Genomic DNA, 21,071 nt, shown 5'->3' with positions numbered 1-21,071 from the left:
ATATATCGCCGACTTTTCTGTTTTTCAGAGCGATTATCGGCATGTTCAGATTCAACCAAGTCAAAATCAGTACGCGCTTATTTTGCTTAAGCGCGCTTCCTATCATCAGTTTACTGGTGGCACTTTTCCTCTCTTTTCAAGTGACACAACAAAAAGATCGTTTGTTTGATCGTCTTTACCAGCAACACCTACTGCCTCTAAGTGAAATCCTTGCGACTCATTCATTACTCAGACAAACTGGCCTTGATGATTTAAGGCGTTATCGAACCGGGTGGGCTGGCCAAAATGAAACGATAGATAAGATTGAAAGCCTATTAGCTCAAGTTGGAGAACACTGGAGAGCTTATCAACAACAAAGGGGAGAGGCTGTTGATCCGCTCAACCAATTGGCTGATCAACAGTTAGAGAGCGCCATTCACCTCTATCAGCAATGGATATCTCGCGCAGGGAGTGATGCAATTACTGTGCGAATCTTGAATGAATCGACTTTTAATAACGAGATTAATCATACTCTTGTTCCACTGGGTGAGACGTTAAACCAACTGGTCGCACAGCAGATTGGTATGGCTGGGGAAGTACAGACCGAGGCGGCTAGCCTTACTCATACCATGGTCCAATTTTATCTGTTTGGTGGAGCGATTTGGATTAGCTTATTAGTGTTACTCGGTTGGTTAATTCAGCGTTCTATTCAACGGCCACTGCGTCAGTTACGTGCAGGCATACAACGATTAGCCAACTCTTCTGATCTGACCACGCAAGTCGTTGTACAAGGTCGAGATGAAATCGCTCAAACGGCACAAGCATTAAATAGGATGGTAAATCACTTTTGTCACTTGATTATTGAGATAGAGAATAAGAGTGTTGAACTAAGAAAAAATGCCAAGCGTATGTTGTTGGTTAGCGAAACCGTAGAAGAAAAATCCAATAACCAATCTTTACAAACCGAGTCTGTTACCCAAGCTATGGAAGAAATGGGCCAAGCGATTAGTGCGGTAAGTCAACATACCCAATATGCACAAACGGTGGTAACACAAGCTGATGAACTTAGTTTTCAAGGTGTAAATACCGTTCAACAAGCCAGTATGCGGATAAAAAACTTAGCCAGTGCAATAGATCATTCTGCTCAAATTATTCGGCACTTACATCAAGAGTCGACAGAAATTACCCAAGTGTTGGGTGTGATACAAAATATTGCTGAGCAAACCAACTTATTAGCGCTTAATGCCGCGATAGAAGCCGCACGTGCTGGCGAGGCCGGGCGAGGATTTGCGGTTGTCGCTGATGAAGTGCGTAATTTGTCGGGTAACACAGCAAAAGCGACTCGCTCGATTAGTGATGTTTTGTCGCGTTTACAACAAGGCGCGGATAATGCGGTGAATGCCATGCAGTCTGCGAATCAACAAGCACTAGAAAGTGTCGATTTTTCTAATCAATCGGAACAAGTTTTAAATCATATTCGGCAAGCATTTGAAGACGTAGCACAAGTGAATCGTTCGATCACCACGGGCAGTGAGCAGCAGGCTTTGGTTGCTCAGCAAACGAAGCAAAGTATCCATAGCTTAAGTGGCGATACACAGGATTTAGAGCTGCAGGCAAAGCAGGCTCGAGAAGTGAGCGAAATGTTGAGCCAAGCCTCTGGTGAGCTGCGAGATAAGGTTCATCACTTTGTCACCGCATAAATGAAACTGGCTCTCTTGATCATTGAAACGATCAAGAAAGTTTGTTGGCTGGAAAAAGGCCAACAGAAAAGACAACAGGGTCAGGTCTTGCCTTTTGCCTTTCAAGAGAAATGGTCTAGCTTTTAGTTAGGCCATTTTTGCTTGGTGGGGAAGAAAATGAGTAGACCGCTAAGGATAGAATATGGAGGTGCTTTGTATCATGTCACCTCGCGAGGTGCTGCTTGGTAGTCTGTTTATTTTGTAAGAGTTGACCGCAATTGTTCACTCAATTGACCGCGTTTGATTGAAAATCTTGATTCAACTCTTGTCTATTTGTTTAAATCGGAAACATATCGGATATATACAGCCTATAATCAAAGCGTTTACACTTTCTTAAAAAGAGAGTATATGATCACCGCTAGATATGATCGTCAAACCGATTATGCTGAGTGGTTAGAAAACGTTTGCGGTCTCGCCCTGGCATGATGAGAGAGGTATGCGCCAAACGGTGTTTGAGCTCATAGAGGTTGATTATAATCGAACAAGAAAGCACATTACTCTTGAGTATATAAGCCCCATTAACTTTGAAAATCAAAATGTCGCTTCATGAAGTGCCAGGCATTACTGGTGCAGATCGCACATTTGCTGACTACACTTGACAGTGAATATCGAAGAGAAGGGAAACAATATTATGTTACAGCATGTATTTAGAGTCGGTTTGATGGTTGTAGTTTGTATGACCAGCGCACTTGCCTCTGGGCAAGAGGTAAAATATCCCAATATAGATGGAATAGGCAAAGAGTCGATAGGTTTGGCAGTGCTGGAGTTGGCGCTAAGTAAATCCGGAACTGACTACACGGTAACAGTAGATAAAAGAAGTGTTAACCAAAATCGGGCACGAATTATGGTTGAAGCTGGTGAGCTGGATGTGTTCGATACGGGCTTTCAAAAAGAGCTTGAACAACGCTTTTTACCGATTTACTTGCCACTTGAAATGGGATTGTTGGGCTGGAGGGTTCCGATTGTACACAAGGATACAGAAGCGAAGCTTGCGAATGTCAAAGATCTTAAGCAACTGACTCAATTTAGTGTTGGGCAAGGGCAAGGATGGGGAGATATACCCATATTAGAGAATGCGGGCTTTAAGGTTGTCACCGCATCTCAGATAGAAAATCTGATAAAGATGGTTGATGGTCAGCGCTTTGATTTATTTCCTTTGGGGGCAACGGAAGTCTATCAGTTTTTGCAAAAATTTGGTGCCGATAGCAAAAACCTAGTCGTAGATTCTAATGTCACCATTGTTTATCCTTATGGACGATTTTTTTATGTGACCCAGAATAACCTTAAACTTGCTGATGCCATTTCAACAGGTATGGAAAACGCACTCGCAGATGGTAGTTTACTTGACCTACTAAAACAGCATCCTTTTTCTAAAGACGCGTTTGATAAGGCCGGTTTAACTAATCGAGTTAGAGTGAATATCGACAGCCCAGAGACTAAAGAAATTTTTAGCCAAATTGATAGTCGATGGTTGTATACGCCATAGTCTCAGATTGATATGGTAGATTTAGTCAAAACCAACAACCCAACAGGGTCAGGTCTTGCCTTTAGCCTTTCAAGAGAAATGGTCTAGCTTTTAGTTAGGCCATTTTTGCTTGGGGAAGAAAATGAGTAGACCGCTAAGGATAGAATATGGCGATGATGAGTTATCAAAAGGAATGACCATGCAACAGGTACAAAACCAAAGCCTTGTTTCGTTTATGGTAGCGAATCCACAACAGGGCATTGCCGTTACAAACCCAGCGACCGGAGAGCTACTCGGCTACGCACCAGTCTCTAGCGAAAATGACATAATAACTGGCATTGAACGCGCTAGTACAGCACAGAAAGAGTGGGCAGTGCTTCCCGCGAAAACGCGTGCTGGTATGCTCAATCGTTGGTACCAACTTGTGCTAGAAAATAAACAAGATCTTGGTCGTCTGATGACCTTAGAACAAGGTAAACCGTTGGCAGAAGCTGAGGGTGAAGTGCTGTATGGGGCAAGCTTTATCGAATGGTTTGCCGAAGAAGCGAAACGTACTTACGGCGAAACCATTCCTGCACCAAGTGCAGATAAGCGCTTAGTTACCATCAAGCAGCCGATTGGTGTCGCTTGTGCCATTACGCCTTGGAACTTTCCGGTTGCAATGATCACGCGTAAAGCAGGGCCTGCATTGGCCGCAGGCTGTAGCTTTATCGTTAAGCCCTCTGAATTAACGCCACTGTCTGCGTTTGCTGTGGTAGAACTTGCCTACCAAGCCGGTATTCCACGTGATGTGCTGCAAGTGGTATTGGGTGAGAGCTCACGTCAGGTTGGTGCTATTTTCACTTCGCACCCACTGATTCGAAAGCTCTCATTCACAGGTTCGACGCAGGTCGGCAGCGTGCTGATGCAGCAAAGTGCGGGTGATATCAAACGTACGTCAATGGAGCTAGGTGGCAACGCGCCATTTATTGTATTCGATGATGCGGATATCGATGCCGCGGTGGTTGGCGCAATGACTTCTAAGTTTCGCAATGCTGGTCAAACGTGTGTATGTGCTAATCGTTTCTATGTCCACAGCAAAGTGTATGACGAATTTGTCGTTAAGTTCGATGCTGCGGTTCAGCAACTGAAAGTTGGCAATGGTTTGGAAGAGGGCGTGAATATTGGTCCTGTGATCAGCGAGTCGGCTAAGCAAGGTATTCAAACACTTATCGATGGTGCGATTGATCAAGGTGCGAAGCCAGTATCAGAGCTAAAAGAACTCGATGGCCTGTTCATGCAGCCTGTAGTGCTGAAAGACGTCACTCACGACATGAAAATTGTTTCGCAAGAAATCTTTGGCCCAGTCGCGCCAGTGATTCGCTTTGACAGCGATGAGCAACTGATCGACATGGCCAACGATACCATCTACGGGCTTGCTTCTTACTTCTACAGTCAAAACATTCATCGTGTTTGGAAAATAGCTGAAGCGCTTGAATACGGCATGGTCGGGATTAACGAAGGCATGCTCTCGACTGAAGTGGCTCCTTTCGGTGGTGTTAAGCAGTCCGGCATCGGACGTGAAGGCGCTAAACAAGGTATCGATGAATACTTGAACGTAAAATATCTCTGTTTTGGCGGCAATTAAGTTGATTAGACAACCTACAGCGACACCAAAGAAAGAAGCCATGCAATCACACTAGGCATGGAGGTATTTCGATCCCGTTCGCATCGAGAGTGTTGAAGGATCGCACTCTCAACTCAACAGTCGCAGCGGTGCGATTGGATTTTTTACGCTCGTATCAATATTTCTACAACACCGATAATAGTAGGGATAGAGATTGAGTTCTGTTAGAATCCTCGGCCACTATTTTCGTTACCCCACATTGAGCTTTGTCTTAATTGTGCCTGCAAAGCGTATGGGGCCACCAACCTCGGTAAGTTAGATATTTAGGAACCCCTTATGATGACTGATGAAGAAAGAATTGAATTACAACAGAATAACCCTCTACACGGTCTGAAATTAGAAACGATGCTGCAAGAACTGGTCGACTTCTACGGTTGGGATATTCTGGATACGGCAATGCGTTTTAACTGTTTCCATACCAACCCTTCGGTGGTGAGCAGTGCAAAATATTTAAAGAAAACCGAGTGGGCAAGAGAGAAAGTCGAGAACTTTTACCTGTATCGTTTTAAGCGTATGCCTCGTGCATCTGCTGAAGAGTATGATCTACCGCCACGGGCACGTACCTTTCCACATGGGCTGGAACCGAAAGAGCCGATGAAATTGACGGTGGATTCCATTTTGAATTCACAAGCAAAAGCCGCGTCTGCTCACAAGGCGCGTTCATCGCGCGGTGGTCGCTAATAATAACGTAGTGAATGCTGAGGGTTGTTGCCCGTTGAACTTTTTGAATGGCCTAGTTATGACTAGGCCATTTTTTATGGCTGCGGTAAGAACGCTGCACAATAGAAGGTCACTTGACGTTTAAGTATGTGTCATGTCGTTGATTCAAACTCATCATATTCACCATCGTTTGTAGGACAATAGTCGATTAATTCACGTCGCTTGTGAATGTCGCAACAAGCTTAACATCTTCAAAGTGTCGGTAGCCACGTAGCATAATGTTAAACTCCCCGGCAGGCTTGTCGAAGACACATTGCTCATTACTGCCATTTTGATATGGCCTACAATCAAACTTTGTTTTACTGACCTCATCGTTGTACTTGACGTACAAATCCGCATCGCCAGAATGAGGGCCTGTCATGGTAATGGTGACTCGTCCTGCTTCTGTTGTCTTGAAAATGAAAAACTGTTCATCAGCATAAGCAGAGGTGAGTTGTTCGGCGGGTACGCCTTCACGCAGTTCGGTGACATCCGATATGGTTGAATCTAAGCTAGTTTCGACTAAATAAGCGATGGCCAGTTTAACAAACTTAGTGGCATGCGTTGCCGTTGGATCGGAGTTTTGTAGTGTGTCATGCTGAGTATGAATGTTGGGGTTGTAGTCACCAAACATACTTTCGAATGGCATTGCTGCAGGGTATCCCTCATTGTGCCAAGATGCGTGATCTGAACAAGCGTAGCCACAGCGGTCAAAATTGTATGTAATCTCACTGGCATAGGTATCAATTAATTCCGCTAAGAACGCGTTTAAATTACTATCGGTGTAATCGCTGATGAAGGTAATATCATGCGCCGAGCCATTATAGTTGGTCATATCTAGCTGCAATGCAGAAATGACATTGGCGTTGTCAGCTTTGAGTCGTTGTGCAATGTCTTGAGACCCTCTTAGGCCAACTTCTTCTGCCGCATAACCATAAAACTTAATCGTTCTATCTGGCTGAATGCCACTTGCGATCATTAGACGAAGAGACTCGGTCACGCTTGCAATCCCAGAGGCATCATCGTCTGCTCCAGGAGAGATTGTACCCTCTGATGTCCATGAGCCAACGGTTGAATCTAAGTGGCCCCCGATCACAACAATTTCATTTGGGTACTTTGCACCTAGTAGTGTTACTTCAACCGACTTTTGTGGGTAATCGGTATGAGTAATTTGTTGTGCAGATGCATAAGGGACGTTTTCTATTTCTGATTGCCAACGTTCTAGTAACCAGTTAGAAGCTTCTACACCAGTAGAAGTTGTGTAAAAACGATTGGTAAAGCGGGTAAGCTCTTCGATTGTCGAAACTATATTGTTGGGCTCAACTTGGGCAATCAGATCATTAACGGTTTCTTTATGGCTAACAATAGGTTTTTCAAACGAGCTGAGTGTTAAAGGCATCAATGATGCTTTTAATGCGCTGGCTTTGTCTGGATGCACCATATAACCACCGCAGCGATGTTTCTCGTCATGCATGTGGCTCGATAGGGCGGCGAGTTGTTGTTGATTGACTTTCGCTACAACCGAATGTTTGCTGTCTGTAAAGCCAGACAAGACGGTCGCGCCGTGTAGGGTAATGAGATGTTGAGCGTCGGCATCGGTCGTGATCCAGACCTCATTTTCAGCTAATGGCAAGAATGTTTGTGATGCATATACAGATACGCTACTAAGTAGAGTCAAAGCCAAAAGCGTGTGTTTGATAGCCATTGGGAATCCTTGTATTGGGAATTGACGAATAAGAGCTCCGTTAGGAGCCCCCATATTTAATTCACTACGAATTAATTTGCTTTGATAAAGCGATAGCGTTTGGTTTCAGAACACACGTCATTTGAGGTACAGACTTGGTACTCCACATCGATTGTGCCGTTATGGTTGAACTTATCCACATATGAGTGATAGTCTGTCGCACCGACGTTTTTACCGTTACGTTTGATAATAAAGTAGTCGTTGGTTTGATATTCCCAAGCAAGCTTGACGCGAGCAGTTCCATTCGGATGCTTGTTACCAAACTTAAGTTTTAATGGGAATGCTTCGGTTGAGTTATCTTCTATCGTGATCATTTGACTGATTGATGTAAGTGCGCCCGAATCATCAGTCACGGTTAATGTCACAACGTATTCACCTGCTGCAGTGTAGGTGTAGTTCACCACTTCACCGTTTACTGTATTACCATCACCAAGGTTCCATTGGTAAGACACGATTTGTCCGTCGTTGTCACTACTTGTACTGCGTAGGTCGACATCGTTACCACGGACGGTATATTCAAATGCAGCTATAGGTGGAAGATTAGTCGTTCCCTCGTCAAAGGTCGCGGTTAGGTTGGCGTCGGTATATTCAGAATAACCAAGCACGTTAATGGTGTAGCGACCTGAGATCGGGTTTTCGATAATACACACCTCATCGGTAACACTTTCACTCTTACAGATATTCTCCAGTGGGCTTGGCGCGTAGTCGAAACCAACATAAAGATCTGGGTCGCCCGTTGCCACAGCAAGATCAATCGTCAGTTTTTCTTTGCCATCGGGCACTTCAATATCAAAGTAAGTTTTAGAGCCTGTGCCACCAGCAACTGTGGTTACTTGCCCATTTTCAAGACGTTGATATTCGGGTTCTGGCGGTAGTGGTGGCTCTGCACAAGGTTCGACACCAACAATGTTGAATGCTGCGACGACATCACTGGTTTGATAACCAAGATCGGCTGCAGAGTTTTTTACCCCACAGGCACCTTGCCAAAAATCACTGTTTTGTGACCAATAGATTTGGTTGGCGAGCACGAACAGTTCGAACGCTTTCTTAGTATCCCAACCCTGAGTGGTTGCTAGGTGATAAAAGGCTTTATTGAAAACGCCAGAACTATAGTGGACATTTAAGCCGTCATAATATTCAGACGCGTTGTTGATAGAAGAGCCGTCACGTGAAGGATCATCCATGTAACGAAGCGCGCCATCTTCTTTAAAGATATCACGCCCTACCATCCAGTCGTTGGTGCCTTTCATGTAATATTCTGCCGCTTCACCAGCAATATCAGAGAATGCTTCGTTGATACCACCAGATTGGTTAGCGTAAACTAAACCGGAGTTTTGTTCGGTAAATCCGTGGCTCACTTCGTGCGCAGATACGTCCAAACTGACTAATGGGTAAAAGAAGTCTTTACCATCGCCAAAGGTCATTGCCTGACCGTCCCAAAAGGCGTTCTCGTAACCGTCACCATAGTGAACGCGCATCATAAGTTTGAATGACAGTGGCGCAGTATCGAACCAGTTTTTGTACATGTCGAAAACAATGTTGCCAAAGTAATGAGCATCGTTTAGGGGGGAATAAGCCCCATTGACTTGTTTGTGAGTGTTACGTGGACAATCGTAACTGTGCGGTGTTTCACCTTCTGTGGCGCCATTTAGATCGACGGTGACGACGTTTTCTGAGTTGAAAACACACTCAGTTCCATTTTTAACCACATCAAGGTAATGGTAGTCAGTACCATATTCATACATGCCAGTTTTTTGATTTCCGCCAGGTCCGGTACCAATTTGTGCGTGAGCAATGCCCTCCCAACGATCAATAATCTCGCCAGTGTGTGCATCTAACATAGTGAACGGTCGTGTAGGTTGTTTGCTGCCTTGAACTAGATAAGACACGACGTAGATCAGTCGGGTTTTGTCACCATCTTGGTAAACAAATAGGTTGTCCTGAACGTTTTCTAGTGATGCGTTGCTGGTTAAGCCTGCGTTGATATCCTTACTCGCGAGCGCTAATGCCTGTGTGCGGTTAATGGTAGGTTTGACAAAAGCACGTTCTATCGAAGAGGTTTTGAGATAGTTACCTTGTAGCGATTTAAGTGCGCCACCTTTGACACTTTGTGTGGCGTTGAGAGAGTGGCCCCATACAGGGATACCCCATAGGTTCTGCTGTACCTTAACTTTGTATATACCACGCTTCTTAAGCTCTACTTCTTTAACTACCTTAAAACTAGACGCATTGTTAACGCCGAGTTGGGCATTAAGCCCAGAAAAGTTAGTAAAGTTAATCGGTTGAGTAAGAGTCACTGACTCTCCCGCATATACCGATAAAGTCATTGCACTAGAAACGGTTAGTGCGATCAGACGTTTGTTTATTTTCATTGTTGTTATCACTCTTGATGATGAAATCACCGAGAATTTAACAAATTTGCTAACAATAATTTACATTATTCGTATGAACAATTTAGTTTCGAGGTGCAAGGTACTAAGTCGCTGAAACTAATGTTTTACATAGTTACATTTGGTGGTGCCTGCTGAATTTCTTGAACGAAGTTAGGATTTTGATCGGTAAATCATGATGAGTTTGTTAGTTGCTATTTTCCGACAGAAAGAAAGGTTTTTTGACTGATTTTTCTTACATGCTCAAGCTGTCAAATGAATTCGGGGGTAACTGACATTAATACACATGAGTGATGACGTGACTTACTCAGCATGTATGGAAACCGAATCAAATGGTTGAGGTGACAATCAGTCGGCAATCAATGCAATAACATAGTAATGGCGTTACTGCCTTTAGCTGTTGTGATTTACTGGGAATCTTAGCTAGGAAGTTAGCTAGAAGAGGTGGGAATACAACCCTGTGCTATTCGGTAAGAACGTCAATGTTCATATAACAAGGTGTGGATCATTTCTGGAAGCAATGCTCCGTTTTGGGGAGTTGCGTGCGGTTATTGTGCAACTGAGTGACTCGCTTCACAGAATGTTTTATTGGTAAAGTTAAATGTAGTTAACTGTTAGCGAGTTTGTATAACTTTTGTTAGTTTTCTTGCACTATCTCTAGCACAAGATGCTAAAAATGATCATCTTGATAGAGAATATGGCACTTCAATCTACTGCGCAAAGGGTTCTTATTTTAATAAACTAAGATATTCACAATTAGCAGTGATTTTTACTAATTTATTGACGTAATCACGGTGTTATACCACTTTTTGCTACATTTTTATGGCAAATGACGTCAATGATTGCTAATGTGTGCCGCAATCTTTGTATGTTTTTAGGTTTTTATGCTTATTTTTTGAGCTAAACAGATCTAAATCACTGTCTGTTCTGGTGCTGTACAAAGAAGTCATGGATGCAAATAAAAAACTTGGAGTTTTACACATGTATAAGAACAAAATCACACAAGCCCTTCTTCTGGGTACTGGTCTAGCAGTGGCCGCAACCTCTACCGTAACTCTAGCAGCAGATGTTCCAGCAGGAACTAAACTAGCCGAAAAACAAGAACTTGTTCGTGGTAACGGTACTGAAGTTGCAACTATCGACCCACACAAATCACAAGGTGTACCAGAATCTCACGTTATCCGTGATCTTCTCGAAGGCTTAGTGAACCAAGATGCAGATGGCAACACTATTCCAGGTGTTGCAGAGTCTTGGGAAACAGCAGACAACAAAACATTCACTTTCCATCTTCGTAAAGATGCTAAGTGGTCAAACGGCGACCCTGTAACGGCAGAAGATTTCGTATACAGCTGGCAACGTGCCGTAGACCCTGCAACAGCATCACCATACGCTTGGTACATGGAATACACCAAGATGAAGAACGCGAAAGAGATCGTAGCGGGTGAAAAGGATAAGAGCACGCTAGGTGTTAAAGCCGTTGACGACCATACATTAGTGGTTGAGTTAGATACCGCTGTACCATACTTCGTTATGATGACAGGTCACACAACGGTTAAGCCAGTTCATAAAGCGACAGTTGAAAAGTTCGGTGACCAGTGGACTAAGCCCGAGCATTTTGTCGGCAACGGTGCATTCGTAGTAGACCGTTGGGTACTGAACGAGCGTATGGTTCTTAAGCGTAATGAACAATACTGGGACAACAAAAACACCGTTCTTAATCAAGTCACCTTCTTACCTATCGAGAATCAAGTTGCGGAAATGAACCGCTTTTTGTCTGGCGAGCTAGATTTTTCATCTTCAGCACTGCCAGTAGAGCACTTCAAGCGCTTGAAGAAAGAATATCCTGAATCAGTGTCTGTTGAAGGCAGTCTGTGTACTTATTACTATTCTTTCAACACTAAGCAAAAGCCATTTGATGACGTACGTGTTCGTAAAGCGATCTCTTACGCTATCGATCGCAGCATCGTGACCGACGCCATCTTAGCGCAAGGTCAAAAACCGGCATACTTCCTCACTCCAGAGATCACTGCTGGCTTCAACCCAGAGCTTCCTGAATTCGCTAAAATGTCACAAAAAGAGCGTAATGCTGAAGCGGCGCGCCTTCTTGAAGAAGCTGGTTTTGGTAAAGATAATCCACTAGAGTTTTCTCTCCTTTACAACACCAACGAAAACCATAAAAAGATTGCGGTTGCGTTAGGTTCAATGTGGAAGCAATCTTTGGGTTTAAAAGTGACACTTGAGAACCAAGAGTGGAAAACGTACCTTTCTTCTAAAGACCAAGGTGACTTTGAAGTCTCACGCGCCGGTTGGTGTGGTGACTACAATGAAGCGTCTTCTTTCCTAACACTTATGGTTAGTAAGAACACGACTGGAGGTCAGCACTGGGGCAATAAAGAGTACGATGCGATCATCGAGAAGGCTCTAAACTCAACGTCTGAAGCAGAGCGTACTGCGCTTTACATGCAAGCAGAAGAGTTGATTGCGAAAGAAATGCCAATCGCACCTATCTACCAGTACGTACGTGCTCGTCTTCTTTCTCCACAAGTTGGTGGTTTCCCTGCTAACAACGCGGAAGAGAAGATCTACTCAAAAGATCTATACATCAAAGCTCAATAATCTATGAGCCTATAGAACGATAAAAACAAGGCCTGCATGTGAGAACTTACATGCAGCGCCTTACTCAACTCAAAATTCGTAGAAATTTGGTTGAATTCCTTTATTTATTAAACTGTCACAGACTGAAAGAGTGAGTTTATGCTTAAATTCATCGCGAAAAGGATATTTGAGGCGATCCCAACCATGTTGGTATTGATCACGGTATCTTTCTTTCTCATGCGCTTCGCGCCTGGTAACCCATTCTCGAGTGAGAAGCCGCTACCACCTGAAGTTATGGCTAATATCGAGGCGAAATATGGTCTAGATAAGCCTGTATTTGAACAATACACCACGTACCTGACTAATGTTATTCAAGGTGATTTTGGTCCTTCCTTTAAGTACCTTGATTACTCGGTAAATGAACTGATCTACGGTGCACTACCAGTTTCGGCCAAAGTGGGCTTTATCGCTTTTATCTTTACCATCATTATGGGGGTAAGTGTCGGAACCATTGCGGCGTTGAAGCAAAATACGTGGGTGGACTACACCATTATGTCAACGGCGATGCTCGGGGTTGTTATGCCATCCTTCGTACTCGCACCGGCATTGATTTATCTATTTTCTCTTCACTGGAACCTTTTTCCTGCTGGTGGTTGGCAAGACGGTGGTCTGAAATATCTGGTTCTGCCTGTGCTTGGTATGTCACTGCTTTACGTTGCAACGTTTGCCCGTATTACACGTGGTTCGATGATCGAAACACTTAACAGTAACTTTATTCGTACCGCCCGTGCCAAAGGGTTAAGTTACCGTTATATCGTTATTAAACATGCTCTTAAGCCGGCGCTACTTCCTGTTGTTTCTTACATGGGGCCTGCGTTTGTAGGTATCATCACCGGCTCTGTTGTTATCGAAACTATTTTCGGTCTTCCTGGCATTGGTAAGCTGTTTGTTAACGCTGCCTTTAACCGTGACTACTCGCTTGTAATGGGAGTGACCATTTTGATTGGTTTCCTATTTATCTTATTCAACGCGATCGTAGATATCCTACTTGCAATGATCGACCCGAAAATTCGCTACTAACAGGGAAGTTTGGTTATGTTAACGAAAAAAGAAAACCTGGCCGCGATCGAGAAGTTCTCTGAGAACTTAGAAATTGAAGGTCGTAGTCTTTGGCAAGATGCCCGTATCCGCTTTATGCGTAACAAAGCGGCGATGGTCAGCTTGATTATTCTCCTTATTATCACATTATCTGTGATTGTCTTACCGATGATGGCGCCGTTCGCTTATGACGATACCGACTGGTATGCAATGCACGTTGCACCGAACGCAGATCATTGGTTTGGTACGGATAGCCTTGGCCGTGATATTTATGTCCGGACCCTTATTGGCGGTCGTATTTCATTGATGGTCGGTGTCATGGGCGCCTTTGTTGCGGTACTGATTGGTACGCTGTATGGCGCGGCTTCTGGGTTTATCGGCGGTAAAGTCGACCGAATTATGATGCGTATCCTAGAGATCCTTTACGCGGTTCCGTTTATGTTCCTCGTGATCGTACTGGTGACATTCTTCGGTCGTAACATCATTCTTATCTTCGTTGCGATTGGCGCAATTGCTTGGCTCGATATGGCCCGTATTGTTCGTGGTCAAACGCTGAGCTTACGTAGCAAAGAGTTTATCGAAGCGGCGCATGTTTGTGGTGTCAGCAACTGGAAGATCATCACTCGCCACATCGTTCCAAATGTACTGGGTATTGTTGCGGTTTACTCTACGCTTTTAATCCCAAGCATGATTTTGACTGAATCTTTCCTTTCATTCCTTGGTCTTGGTGTTCAAGAGCCGATGACAAGTTGGGGTGCACTGTTACAAGAAGGTGCCCAGACAATGGAAGTGGCAATCTGGCAGTTGGCTTTCCCAGCCGCGTTCATGGTTGTGACTCTATTTTGTTTCAACTACGTTGGCGATGGTCTACGCGACGCGTTGGATCCAAAAGACAGATAATTGAAAGATAAGATTAAGGAAGCAATGATGAGCTTATTAGATGTCAAAGATCTGCGCGTCGAATTTACCACTCAAGATGGTATTGTTACCGCAGTAAACGATTTAAACTTTTCCCTGAATCAAGGTGAAACCTTAGGTATTGTTGGTGAATCTGGCTCAGGTAAGTCACAAACGGTATTCGCAATCATGGGCCTTTTGGCCAAAAACGGCATTATTTCAGGCAGTGCAAAGTTTGAAGGTAAAGAGATCCTTAACCTGCCAGAGAAAGAGTTAAATAAGGTTCGTGCTGAACAGATTGCCATGATCTTCCAAGATCCAATGACGTCGCTTAATCCTTATATGAAGGTCAGTGATCAGTTGATGGAAGTGCTAATGCTGCACAAAGGCATGGGTAAAGCAGAAGCTTTTGAAGAGTCTGTGCGCATGTTAGAAGCGGTAAAAATCCCTGAAGCGCGCAAGCGTATTACCATGTACCCACATGAATTCTCAGGCGGTATGCGTCAGCGTGTCATGATCGCAATGGCGTTGCTATGTCGTCCAAAACTTCTGATTGCTGATGAGCCAACAACCGCACTTGATGTCACCGTTCAAGCGCAGATCATGGATCTGTTGAACGAGTTAAAATCTGAGTTCAATACTGCCATCATCATGATCACTCATGATCTGGGTGTAGTGGCAGGTTCGTGTGAAAAAGTATTGGTTATGTACGCTGGCCGTACGATGGAATACGGTAACGTTGACGAAATTTTCTACCATCCAAGCCACCCATATTCGGAAGGGCTACTGAAAGCGATTCCTCGCTTAGATACAGAAGGCGAGATTCTGCCGACTATCCCAGGCAACCCACCTAACTTACTGCGTCTACCACCAGGCTGCCCTTACCAAGAGCGTTGTCACCGTGTTATGGATCGTTGTAAGCAAGAAGCACCAATTTTAACGCCGTTTGATACCGGTCGTCAGCGTGCCTGTTTTTCGCAGTGGGAGGAATGGAAAAAATGAGTATAGATAAACCATTACTACTTGATGTAAAAAATCTTAAAGTGCATTTCAGCATCGCGGCGAAATCGGCGTGGCCTTGGAGCAAACCATCCACTCTCAAAGCGGTAGACGGCGTCAATGTGCGTCTTTACGAGGGTGAGACCTTAGGTGTGGTTGGTGAGTCTGGTTGTGGTAAATCGACTTTTGCTCGTGCGATCATCGGTCTGGTTGAAGCCACAGATGGTGATGTGATGTGGCTTGGTCAAGATTTGACTAAGATGCAAGCCGTTCAGCGTCGTGAAACGCGCAAAGAAATTCAGATGATCTTCCAAGATCCGCTGGCATCGCTTAACCCGCGCATGACGGTCGGTGATATCATCGCTGAGCCGTTACAAACCTTCTATCCTGAGTTGTCTAAGCAAGAAGTGAAAGACCGCGTTAAAGAGATGATGGCTAAAGTCGGTCTATTACCGAACGTGATCAACCGTTACCCACATGAGTTTTCAGGCGGTCAGTGTCAGCGTATCGGCATCGCTCGTGCCCTTATCTTAAAGCCAAAAATGATCATCTGTGACGAACCTGTATCGGCACTTGATGTGTCAATTCAGGCTCAGGTAGTCAACCTGCTTCAAGAAATCCAGAAAGAGCTTGGTCTGTCTTTGGTCTTTATCGCACATGATTTATCTGTGGTTAAACATATTTCAGATCGCGTGTTAGTGATGTACTTAGGTAATGCCGTAGAGCTTGGGGAAGCGAAAGCACTGTTTGCTGATCCAAAACACCCTTATACTCGCGCTCTGATGTCTGCGGTCCCAATCCCAGATCCTAAACTTGAGCGCGCTAAGAAAATCGAGATGCTTGAAGGTGACTTGCCTTCGCCAATCAATCCGCCATCGGGTTGTGTGTTCCGTACTCGTTGCCCACAAGCGACAGAGGCTTGCGCACAAACCAAACCGACGATTCAAGGTAACGATGTGCATGCGGTATCGTGTTTACACGTTAGCATCTAAGTTCAGCCTGTGACGGGCTTAAGCGCGACATCCTTTTGGGGTCGCGCTTTTTTTGTCGTTTTTATTAATAGTTCAAATTATTCGAACAACTAAGCCAATACTCTCTACTCAAGCTGAGGCCCTTTTTGAATATACTGATTAAGTGAATTTATTGCTTAGGAGGTTTTTATGGGTAAGTTAGTGGAAGGTGTGTGGCATAATGTCTGGTATGACACAAAATCGAACAAGGGCAAGTTTGTTCGAGAGGATGCTGGCTTTCGTGACTGGGTTACCAATCAACCTGACGCTAAGTTCCAACCCGAGTCAGGACGTTACCACCTGTATGTGTCGTTAGCCTGTCCTTGGGCTCATCGAACTCTTATCTTTCGTCAATTAAAACAACTAGAAACGCACATCGATGTCACTGTTGTGTGCCCGGATATGATGAGTGAAGGGTGGCAGATGGGCTTACCGGAACCTCTGTTTGGTCATACCTGTATGCACCAAATCTATACCCAAGCGAAACCAAATTACACCGGGCGAGTCACGGTTCCCGTGCTGTGGGATAAAAAACACAACACCATTGTGAGCAATGAATCGTCTGAAATTATTCGTATGTTTAACTCAGAGTTTAATGAACTCACCGGTAACCATGACGACTATTACCCACAAGCGCTTGCCGATGTCATTGATGAGTGGAATGAGTTTATTTACCCAAATATCAACAATGGCGTTTATCGCTGTGGTTTTGCCACCACTCAAGAGGCGTATCAAGAGGCGTTTGATCAACTGTTTTCGGCGCTCGATAAAGTGGAAGCGCACTTAGCCACTCATCGTTACTTGGTTGGAGCGCAGATAACCGAAGCCGATTGGCGTTTGTTTACTACCTTGATTCGTTTTGATGCTGTCTACGTTGGCCATTTTAAATGCAACAAACAGCGTATTGCCGATTATCCGAACCTCAATGGTTATATGAAAGAACTCTATCAGGTGCCGGGTGTCAAAGAGACCACAGACTTTTATCACATTAAACGTCACTATTACTTTAGCCATACTGGAATCAACCCGACTCAAATCGTGCCAAAAGGGCCTGAGCTTGATCTTGAATCCGCGCATGGTCGTGATACGTTATGATGGCAATGAGCTAAGCATTAACTAAGCATTAACTAAGCTAAGTAATAACCAAACTAAGCCGCGAAAAAATGACCAATAAAAAGCCCTCGATCAACGAGGGCTTGTTTGATTTTCAATGCAGACCAGAAAACTAGTTCTTTTCTTGGTCTGCTTGAATCGCCGTTAGGGCAATCGTGTAAACGATGTCGTCGACAAGTGCGCCGCGAGATAAATCGTTTACTGGTTTACGCATGCCTTGCAGCATTGGACCGATAGACACTAGGTCTGCCGAGCGCTGTACTGCTTTGTAAGTTGTGTTACCCGTGTTTAGGTCTGGGAATACAAAGACAGTCGCTTTACCTGCAACAGGAGAGTTTGGCGCTTTAGAAGCGGCAACGTTTTCCATGATAGCTGCATCGTACTGTAGCGGACCGTCGATGATTAGGTCAGGACGTTTCTCTTGAGCTAATTTTGTTGCTTCACGGACTTTATCAACGTCTGCACCCTTACCAGATTCACCAGTAGAGTAAGAGATCATGGCAACGCGCGGTTCGATACCAAATGCGGCGGCAGAATCTGCCGATTGGATAGCGATTTCAGCAAGCTGTTCGGCGTTTGGATCTGGGTTGATTGCACAGTCACCGTATACGAGGACTTGATCCGGCAGTAGCATAAAGAACACAGAAGATACGATAGATGCGTTAGGTGCCGTCTTGATGATTTGGAACGGAGGAACGATAGTGTTCGCCGTAGTGTGAATTGCACCAGAAACCAGACCATCAACTTCGTTGTTTTCAAGCATCATCGTGCCGAGGAACACAGAATCTTTCAGTTTTTCACGAGCAACCACTTCGGTCATGCCTTTCGCACCGCGAAGTTCTACCAAGCGCGCTACGTAGTTCTCACGAACCGCATCAGCGTCGATGATTTGAACGCCAGCACCTAACTCAACACCTTGTTGAGCCGCAACACGACGGATTTCGTCAGGGTTACCTAGAAGCACACACTCAGCGATGCCACGCTCAGCACAAATAGCGGCCGCTTTTACGGTGCGTGGTTCATCACCTTCAGGAAGCACAATACGCTTACCGGCTTTACGTGCCAGTTCAGTTAGTTGGTAACGGAACGCCGGTGGGCTTAGTCGACGTGACTTCTGAGTACCTTCAGTCATTGACTCAATCCAGTTGCCGTCGATATGGCCAGCGACGTGTTCGTTAATGAACTCGATACGCTCTTTATCGTCAGCAGGGACTTCAATACTAAAGCTTTGTAGATTAAGAGACGTTTGCCAAGTGTTACCTTGTGCCTTGAAGATCGGTAGACCTGTATCAAATGCTGGCTTACATAGACCGGCAATCTCTTGTGGGATGTCGTATCCACCCGTTAGTAATATGGCACCAATATCAACGCCGTTCATTGCCGCAAGTGCAGCCGCAACAATAACGTCTGGGCGATCCGCTGAAGTCACAAGCAAAGAGCCAGGTTTAAAGTGCTCAATCATGTTGGGTAGCGAACGCGCACAGAAAGTGATGCTTTTGATGCGACGCGTATTGATATCACCAGGGTTGATGATGTCAGCATTGAGGTGTTTTGCCATATCGATAGCGCGAGTCGCGATAAGATCGATGCTCCATGGCACACAACCCAAAACACGAATTGGAGACGTATTAAAGATCTCCATCACTTTCATCTCGTTCTGCTTCGCACTGTCGGCATCGTCAAAGATTTCAGATAGGTCAGGGCGAGTACGGCCAGCTTCGTCAACAGGCGCATTGAGCTTATTGATGATCACGCCAGAGATGTTTTTGTTTTTAGTGCCACCAAAGTTTGAACACGCGACTTCGATACGCTCTTTGAGTTGCGTTGGGTTGTCAGTACCTGGTGTCGCAACAAGGACAATTTCCGCACCCAGTGTGGCTGCAATTTCAGCGTTTACTTGGTTAGCAAATGGGTGTTTACGAGTTGGGACTAGACCTTCGATAAGCGTTACGTCTGAATCTTTATTGATTTGGTTGTAACGTTCTACAACCGTCTCGAGCAGTTCGTCCATGTTGTCGTTACCGATAAGGTTTTCAGCAACAGACATCGCCATTGGTTGGCCAATCTTCATGTCGCTGTTGTGCGCGACGATCGTAGACGTAAGATCCGGCTGATCACCACCACTGCGCGGCTGACAGATAGGCTTGTAGAAAGAAACTTTAACGCCCTTGCGCTCCATTGCGCGAAGAACACCCATACTTACGCTAGTCAGACCAACACCAGCACTTGTAGGGATAAGCATAATAGTACGAGACATTCGTAGAGTACCTTTAGCTATTGAGATAAAAGCATAACTTCGTATTCCGTTGTATTGGAATAGGAGTTAAGCCCCTTAATAAGAAAACCGGCTAACTGCTTTGTATTAAAAAGCGTCAACCGGTTAAGTCAATTAAAGACCAGCGAGACGTGCAGTGTCTTCAGCGATGACAAGCTCTTCGTTAGTTGAGATGACCATCGCAGGGATACGGCTGTTTGCGGTTGTGATTGTGCCTTCACCACCAAAACGTGCTTTAAGGTTTGCTTCGCTATCTACTTCGATACCGAAAATACCCAGACGGTTCAGTACCATTTCACGGATAGGGCCAGAGTTTTCGCCGATACCGCCAGTGAAAGTGATAGCGTCAACACGGCCACCTAGCGTTGCTGTGTAACCCGCTACATATTTAGCTAGGCGGTGACAGAAAACGTCCATCGCGCGAGTCGCTTCTTCTTTCTCACCGTAATTGTCTTCAACGAAGCGACAATCAGAAGTCACTTCAGTTAAACCAGCAAGGCCAGACTCTTTAGTTAGCATAGTGTTGATTTGTTCAACCGAGTAGCCAAGAGCGTCATGTAGATGGAAGATGATTGCAGGGTCTAGATCACCCGAACGCGTACCCATTACAAGACCTTCAAGAGGAGTTAGACCCATTGATGTATCAACAGATTTACCGTTCTTGATTGCACATACAGATGCGCCGTTGCCTAAGTGACAGTTGATGATGTTAACTTCTTCAACTGGCTTGTTAAGTAGGCCAGCTACTTCACGAGTGATAAATAGGTGAGAAGTCCCGTGCATACCGTAACGACGAATGCCGTGATCTTTATACAATTTGTACGGTAGAGCGTATAGGTATGACTCTTCAGGCATTGTTTGGTGGAACGCCGTGTCAAATACAGCAACATTTTGTAGCTCAGGGAAGTTGTGTTTCGCCGCTTCAATACCGATGATGTGAGCAGGGTTGTGAAGCGGTGCGAAAGTCGCAGCGTCTTGAATACCCTTAAGAACGTCATCAGTGATTAAAGCCGATTGAGTGAACTGTTCGCCACCATGAACGATACGGTGACCGATTGCGCCCAGGTTAGCTTTAAGTTCTGGTTTAGAAGCAAGAATAGTTTCTACCATGAATGCTAGCGCTTCTTCGTGAGCTGCACCATTACCTAGTTGAGCTTCGTGTTTACCATCAAGCTTCCACTTGATGCGTGCTTCTGGAAGATGAAGACATTCTGCAAGACCTGATAGGTGCTCGTTGCCGCTCACTGCATCAACAACAGCAAATTTGAGAGAAGAACTACCGCAGTTTAAAACTAAAACTAGCTTAGACATGTGTGACTACCTGTAATAATCAGTTAGGATGAAAATTAACCAAAATAATAGACGATGCAATTAAAGTTGCGCACTAATCTTGGTCAAAAAA

General features: G+C 44.7%; 14 protein-coding genes and 1 pseudogene. 11 read left to right on the top strand and 4 right to left on the bottom strand.

The window, feature by feature from the left end; genetic code table 11:
• Positions 1-41: 41 nt before the first annotated feature.
• From CDZ87_RS01960 to CDZ87_RS01940, 5 genes and pseudogenes are all read left to right on the top strand, one after another.
• Positions 42-1,679, top strand: a complete 1,638-nt coding sequence (locus tag CDZ87_RS01960; RefSeq protein WP_100751940.1) for a methyl-accepting chemotaxis protein — start codon at positions 42-44, stop codon at positions 1,677-1,679.
• Between the two features lie 475 nt (positions 1,680-2,154).
• Positions 2,155-2,268, top strand: a pseudogene (locus tag CDZ87_RS16970) (IS3 family transposase); the annotation flags it as partial.
• An 81-nt stretch (positions 2,269-2,349) separates the two neighbouring features.
• Complete coding sequence (locus tag CDZ87_RS01950) at positions 2,350-3,204, top strand: hypothetical protein (protein ID WP_100751939.1); 855 nt, start codon at positions 2,350-2,352, stop codon at positions 3,202-3,204.
• 178 nt (positions 3,205-3,382) lie between these two features.
• Positions 3,383-4,810, top strand: coding sequence for an NAD-dependent succinate-semialdehyde dehydrogenase (locus CDZ87_RS01945; protein ID WP_100751938.1), 1,428 nt, complete (start codon positions 3,383-3,385; stop codon positions 4,808-4,810).
• Between the two features lie 315 nt (positions 4,811-5,125).
• The gene (locus CDZ87_RS01940) at positions 5,126-5,530 is read left to right on the top strand and encodes a VF530 family protein (RefSeq protein WP_038172796.1); all 405 of its coding nucleotides are present in this window, start codon (positions 5,126-5,128) and stop codon (positions 5,528-5,530) included.
• A 187-nt stretch (positions 5,531-5,717) separates the two neighbouring features.
• Here the strand turns inward: CDZ87_RS01940 and CDZ87_RS01935 are convergent, their stop codons facing one another.
• Complete coding sequence (locus CDZ87_RS01935) at positions 5,718-7,253, bottom strand: M28 family metallopeptidase (protein WP_100751937.1); 1,536 nt, start codon at positions 7,251-7,253, stop codon at positions 5,718-5,720.
• 71 nt (positions 7,254-7,324) lie between these two features.
• The gene (locus CDZ87_RS01930; RefSeq protein WP_100751936.1) at positions 7,325-9,664 is read right to left on the bottom strand and encodes a M4 family metallopeptidase; all 2,340 of its coding nucleotides are present in this window, start codon (positions 9,662-9,664) and stop codon (positions 7,325-7,327) included.
• A gap of 999 nt (positions 9,665-10,663) precedes the next feature.
• On the opposite strand from CDZ87_RS01930, the gene CDZ87_RS01925 reads away from it, so the two are divergent.
• From CDZ87_RS01925 to CDZ87_RS01900, 6 genes are all read left to right on the top strand, one after another.
• Positions 10,664-12,298: an ABC transporter substrate-binding protein gene (locus tag CDZ87_RS01925; RefSeq protein ID WP_100752048.1), complete on the top strand. Its 1,635-nt coding sequence runs from the start codon at positions 10,664-10,666 to the stop codon at positions 12,296-12,298.
• 138 nt (positions 12,299-12,436) lie between these two features.
• A complete protein-coding gene (oppB, locus tag CDZ87_RS01920; RefSeq protein WP_100751935.1) occupies positions 12,437-13,357 on the top strand; it encodes an oligopeptide ABC transporter permease OppB in 921 nt (306 codons plus the stop codon).
• 15 nt (positions 13,358-13,372) lie between these two features.
• Complete coding sequence (oppC, locus tag CDZ87_RS01915) at positions 13,373-14,275, top strand: oligopeptide ABC transporter permease OppC (RefSeq protein WP_100751934.1); 903 nt, start codon at positions 13,373-13,375, stop codon at positions 14,273-14,275.
• 27 nt (positions 14,276-14,302) lie between these two features.
• Entirely contained in the window at positions 14,303-15,274 is a 972-nt protein-coding gene (oppD, locus tag CDZ87_RS01910; protein WP_172953543.1) for an ABC transporter ATP-binding protein, read from the top strand.
• Complete coding sequence (oppF, locus tag CDZ87_RS01905) at positions 15,271-16,263, top strand: murein tripeptide/oligopeptide ABC transporter ATP binding protein OppF (RefSeq protein WP_038172773.1); 993 nt, start codon at positions 15,271-15,273, stop codon at positions 16,261-16,263. Before oppD ends, oppF begins: the two co-directional genes overlap by 4 nt.
• A 168-nt stretch (positions 16,264-16,431) precedes the next feature.
• Positions 16,432-17,376, top strand: coding sequence for a glutathione S-transferase family protein (locus tag CDZ87_RS01900; protein ID WP_100751931.1), 945 nt, complete (start codon positions 16,432-16,434; stop codon positions 17,374-17,376).
• 130 nt (positions 17,377-17,506) lie between these two features.
• Here CDZ87_RS01900 and pta read toward each other — a convergent pair whose 3' ends face one another.
• Together pta and CDZ87_RS01890 are read right to left on the bottom strand one after the other, a co-directional pair.
• The gene (pta, locus tag CDZ87_RS01895) at positions 17,507-19,651 is read right to left on the bottom strand and encodes a phosphate acetyltransferase (RefSeq protein WP_100751930.1); all 2,145 of its coding nucleotides are present in this window, start codon (positions 19,649-19,651) and stop codon (positions 17,507-17,509) included.
• 132 nt (positions 19,652-19,783) lie between these two features.
• Positions 19,784-20,980 carry an acetate kinase gene (locus tag CDZ87_RS01890; protein WP_100751929.1) on the bottom strand — a complete coding sequence of 399 codons (1,197 nt, stop codon included), beginning with the start codon at positions 20,978-20,980 and terminating at the stop codon, positions 19,784-19,786.
• Positions 20,981-21,071 lie beyond the last annotated feature (91 nt).

This window comes from Vibrio salilacus (assembly GCF_002811245.1).
GTDB classification, from domain to species: domain Bacteria; phylum Pseudomonadota; class Gammaproteobacteria; order Enterobacterales; family Vibrionaceae; genus Vibrio; species Vibrio salilacus.
Note: the sequence above shows the minus strand (reverse complement) of the source record. Positions and strands in the feature narration are given on the sequence as shown.